Genomic DNA, 4853 nt, shown 5'->3' with positions numbered 1-4853 from the left:
ACCGAACCCTCGCTGGCAAGATCGATATAAATCCGCTCGATTCCGAATTCCTTCCGGATTTGCCGGTTGATCATGTTTTCGGATTGATTCTTAAAAACTGCTTCCAGACCTGCGATCAGGAGAATATCGTTTTTCCATGAATCGACTTTGCTATCGGTTTCGTAGTCAATCCGTTTTTGGATAAGCGTTTTCAGTTCGTTTTCCGTTGAACAGGGCCATCTTCCGAGCGCAATGTCGGGGACTTCGTCATCGCCATCAATTAGTGAAAACCAATAATCCGACGCGCTGGCTCCATATTTATAAGACTGGAAAAAAAAGCAGGGAAGCATGTCCGAATTTTTCCCTTCTGTATCACCGATCAATAGCACATATTCCGGAGTCGGATTCCAGTTCTGGTAAGCATCCTTAAGAAAATTTTTCAGAGCATAAGGAGAGGTGATTCCATCATTCCATTCGTTATAAATATCCTGAATGCTGACGACTTTGGTTTGTATGCCGATCTCTTGATAAAAATCAGTCAATTTTTCCAGACAGTATTTCCAGCGGTGAGCGACAACGATGATTAAATTTGCGCCGCTCCGACTTGAACTCAATCCGAAAATAGTGTCCGGTTGAACAGAAATCGGCTTCTTCATTCCATCTCTTCCAGCCGCCCAGTAAAGTGTCGAATCTGAATAGACATTATCCTCCAGATAAACGGTGTATGAGTCGGTTCCCTGATCATAATCGACATCGAAATTCATCAACTTGCTCTGCCCGACTTTATAAATCGAAATGTCCGGATGACTGAAGTTGTGAAGCGAGAACTGGTACAATCCGTTTGGATAGCCACTGGGTCGATAAAAATCCAGATTGTCCTGATCGGCTTTGTAGAGACGGTGATAATAAACGTTAAACCAATTGAGTAAAATTCTATCGTATTTGTTGGTTGGGTCATTCCCTTCGACGTGGATCTGAAGAACGTTATTGCCGTTTACCAAAAACCTGTTTTGAAGAACCTGAGTGGGATCGTTTTTAACAATATAGGGTGTTTGGTCTTCCCACGATCCGGAAGCGGCTTGGACATTGTTTAGAAAGATTTTAACGGAGTGCGTTGCTTGCTGGTAGGTCAATCCGTGTAATCCTACTTCAATATCGAAATTCTTTGTTGTGTTCGTATTCGGGTAACTTAGTGTAAAAGTAAAATCTTTTGTAGTTCCGCCATTTATCCCGCTATTAAAAAACCAATGGTCTTGTAAACAAGATGGCTGGTTGGCGTCCACCTGTCCGAGGTGGTCAAAATAGGCGTCCGATTCAACATGCTTTCGGTATAAATAATCAGTCGGTACGATGATTGCCTGACTGGATTTGACAGTCGGTTTTGCGGATTCTTCCGCATAGCGTAAGCCGTTGGTTTTTCCCCATGTGAGGAAATAGGCATTTTGATCGGTAAATGGATCGAACTCATAGTCGGCGACGCTGTTTCGGTTGCGTTTTCCGAAAAATTCGATATAGTCCGTCGAATTAAAAACGCCGTCCGATTCTCCAGAAATGTAAATCGGAACTTCAATACCGCCTTGAAACAGTTGAAAAGTTCGCGGATCGATTCCTTTGATTGAAGCGCCGCTATCGGTGAGACATCCTTTGGAAATTCGATAAATTCCATCCGTATTAACGACGATTCTCATTAGGGGTCGATCTTTCAGCGGATTTGTTGTGATTTTGGCGAGCGGCTCTGCGGCTTTCTTCCGGATCGGTGATAAATCGATTCCCAACGATTTCCTTAGCGGATCGGATTTGGATGTCTGAATTGTCGTATACTCGTCTGAGTCGAGAATTCGAACTGACACGACTAACTTTTCAAAATATTTGATATTTTTCCCGTCGTTCTGAACCTGGTATGGATAAATTCGCAACCGCGAAAGAGGCATTCCGTTTTGGTATCCAAGAAATGAAACACTGACGATGTTTAGTGGATAGATACCTTTCCAATTGTGGAATTCAATATCACTCGTCTGATAAGGATTTGATTCACCAGAAACCATGACATCATGGAATATTTCTATCGGATTGGAAAGTGTGATAATTCGTTGTCTTTCCGATTGAAGAGAAAACCGAATCTCATCGGGAGTCGCGTTGAAGATTTTTTCAAAGACCGGAATTGAAGGCTTTTCGAGTCGGGACTCATTTTCTAATCCGATTGCCTGAATTCGAGAGGAAGTATTTCCGTTTTCAGTGATCGATTGTATTGGCGGTACTGGAATAGTCGCCGACCATTTCCATTCAGTATTAGACGGCCATGTTTCGTCGATTGAAATTTTATCGTTACCGAAGAGGGCAGAAGTAATACCGAATAAAATTCCTAATAAAAGTATATGCTTTAGTCTGATTGTGAGGATGTGAATTTTGGGAATTGTTCTGTGTCGCTTATTTTTCATTGGTTGTAAAGTAAAGATTGTTCAACAATCCTCTTAATGTGTCTTCATCGACGCTACGATAAAACATGCCCTGATAGACGACGGCTATTTTCTGCGTCTCTTCGGATATAACGACGACAACGGCGTCTGATTCTTCCGTAATTCCCAGCGCCGCCCGATGTCGTGTTCCGAGTTGCGGGTCTAAATCCGGATTATCCGAAAGTGGAAGAATACATCCCGCGGCTTCGATAATGTCGTTCTGTATGATCACGGCGCCATCATGCAATGGCGAGCCGGGATTGAACAACGAAACCAACAGACTTGCGGAGACTTCGGCATTGAGCGCAGTGCCACGATCTTTGAAGGGTTTGAGCCGTACTTCACGCGCCAAAACAAACAAACCTCCCCAATGTCGGCGGACTAATTCTTGGCTTGATTCGATGACGGCTTCGATGGTTTTGGATTTGGATACGTTGAAGAACCGCCTTAAAAACCGACTTTTCCCGATAAAGATCAACATCCTGCGTAATTCTGGCTGGAAGATTATGACGAACGCGATCGCCCAAACCGTTTGCATATGTCCTAAAATGGACGAAAGTGTCTGGAGGTTCAGAACTCGCGCTAAAAATGTCGTAATAATGATGACGACTAATCCAATCAACATTTGCTCGGCGCGGGAACCCTTGAAAAACTGATACAATTTCAGGAAAATCCAGAAGACGATCAGTATGTCCAAAACGTCCCAGAGCGTAACGGAAATGAATTTGATTGTGAATAACGTCATAATTATTTCTTCCCTAAAATCTCTTCCAGAAAGCGGACTGCTCGATATGATGCTTTGACATCGTGTACGCGAACGACATTTGCGCCGCGTAAAATTCCAGAGCAAAGTGCCGCCAATGATGTTTCCATCCGTTCCGTAACCGGTAGATTCAATGCTTTTCCTGTAAATGTTTTTCGCGAAACTCCGATTAAAATCGGATAACCAAGAGATTTGAATTCGCTCAAGTATCGTAGGAGGAACAGATTGTCTTCGTAAATCTTGCCAAAGCCAAATCCGGGATCGACTAAGATTCGGTCGTTCGGAATTCCGGCGTTACATGCAACAGCGACAGATTTTCTGAGCGATTCGAGTATTTCGTCGATGATGTTTTCGTAATGCGGGTTTTTCTGCATGTTCTCTGGTTTGCCCTGAATGTGCATCAGTGAGACGGAAGCGTTATGTTTGGCTATGACTGCCGCCATATCGGGATCGAAGGTCAATCCGCTAATGTCGTTGACCATCGTGACTCCGTGGTCAAGCGCTTCTTCCGCGACTTTGGATTTGTATGTGTCGATCGAGATTGGAACCGTTGTTCGGGCTCGAATGCGGTCGATAACCGGTAGAACGCGATTCAGTTCTGTTTGTAAATCGACTTTCGCCGCACCGGGTCGAGTTGACTCACCCCCAATGTCGATGATATCTGCGCCATCGTCGATCATTTTCAGTGAGGCGTCCGCAGCAACATCTGGCTGTGTGAATTTTCCTCCATCGGAAAATGAGTCCGGCGTGACGTTCAGAATTCCCATGATTCCGGTTCTTTTCGCGAAATCGAATTCGATTTTTCCGATCCGAAGTAGACGAGTAGATTCAATCGATTCAAATTGTTTTGTCAATTCCTCGGAAACCGTTTTCAAACCAAAAGGTTGATTTTTCAAACTTTCAATGAGTCGGACGAATTGCTTTTTTGTTCCCATTAGAATTGCCGGAGCCTGATCGACCGAGCAGGTTGACGCATGTTTGGAAACGGCGCATTCTCCACCGATGGAAAGCATTTGCTGTTTTAAAATATTCGCGGCAGGCAAGGAAAGGTTTGGGATTTTGAAAATGTGGAAATCACCTTTGGGTACCATAATTTGAATCCCCTCCGGATCAGCTGGAAGGGATTCCATTTCGTATCGGAGATGATTGGAGTCTTCAATTTGAAGGATTCGTACCGCCAGATTGCGCCTCCGGAACAAGTATTTTCGGTTTTCTGCCGCGTTTTTTAGGGACAGTCTTTTGGTTTGGTTTTGCTATCTGAGAAACGTGTTCATTATTTTTAACGAGCGGCGGAAGTGTTTCTCCTTTCATCAGTTTTTCTATCTCCGAACCGTCAATGACTTCACGTTCGAGGAGCACTTCAGCCAGAATCTTAAGTTTATCCAAATTTTCCGATAGAATCGTTTTAGCGCGTTTTTCTGCTTCTTCAACGATCAGCCGGACTTCGGAGTCGATTAGTTTGGCAGTCTCTTCGCTGAAATCGCGGTGTGTGGCAATGTCTCTGCCGAGGAAAATCTCCTCGTTTTTCTTGCCGAATGTCAACGGTCCCAATCGCTCGCTCATTCCCCATTCGCAAACCATGCGACGCGCCAGTTCGGTTGCTCTTTCGATATCGTTTCCGGAGCCGGTCGTCAATTCATTAAAAATGATCTTTT

The 4853-nt window shown here is 44.2% G+C and carries 4 protein-coding genes; all 4 read right to left on the bottom strand.

Translation table 11 applies throughout. The features are described from left to right. The coding region (locus tag COT43_05865; protein ID PIS28697.1) for a hypothetical protein at positions 1-2417 on the bottom strand (2417 nt) is incomplete at its 3' end. Continuing rightward, entirely contained in the window at positions 2407-3180 is a 774-nt protein-coding gene (locus COT43_05860; GenBank protein PIS28696.1) for a TIGR00159 family protein, read from the bottom strand. The genes COT43_05860 and COT43_05865, both read right to left, overlap by 11 nt. Before the next feature lie 2 nt (positions 3181-3182). Beyond that, positions 3183-4328 carry a dihydropteroate synthase gene (gene folP, locus COT43_05855; protein ID PIS28695.1) on the bottom strand — a complete coding sequence of 382 codons (1146 nt, stop codon included), beginning with the start codon at positions 4326-4328 and terminating at the stop codon, positions 3183-3185. A 25-nt stretch (positions 4329-4353) separates the two neighbouring features. After that, positions 4354-4853 (bottom strand): cell division protein FtsH (locus COT43_05850; GenBank protein PIS28694.1); only part of this gene is annotated, 500 nt, incomplete at its 5' end.

It is taken from the genome of Candidatus Marinimicrobia bacterium CG08_land_8_20_14_0_20_45_22 (assembly GCA_002774355.1).
In the GTDB taxonomy this organism is placed as follows: Bacteria; Fidelibacterota; UBA2242; order UBA2242; family UBA2242; genus 0-14-0-20-45-22.
Note: the sequence above shows the minus strand (reverse complement) of the source record. Positions and strands in the feature narration are given on the sequence as shown.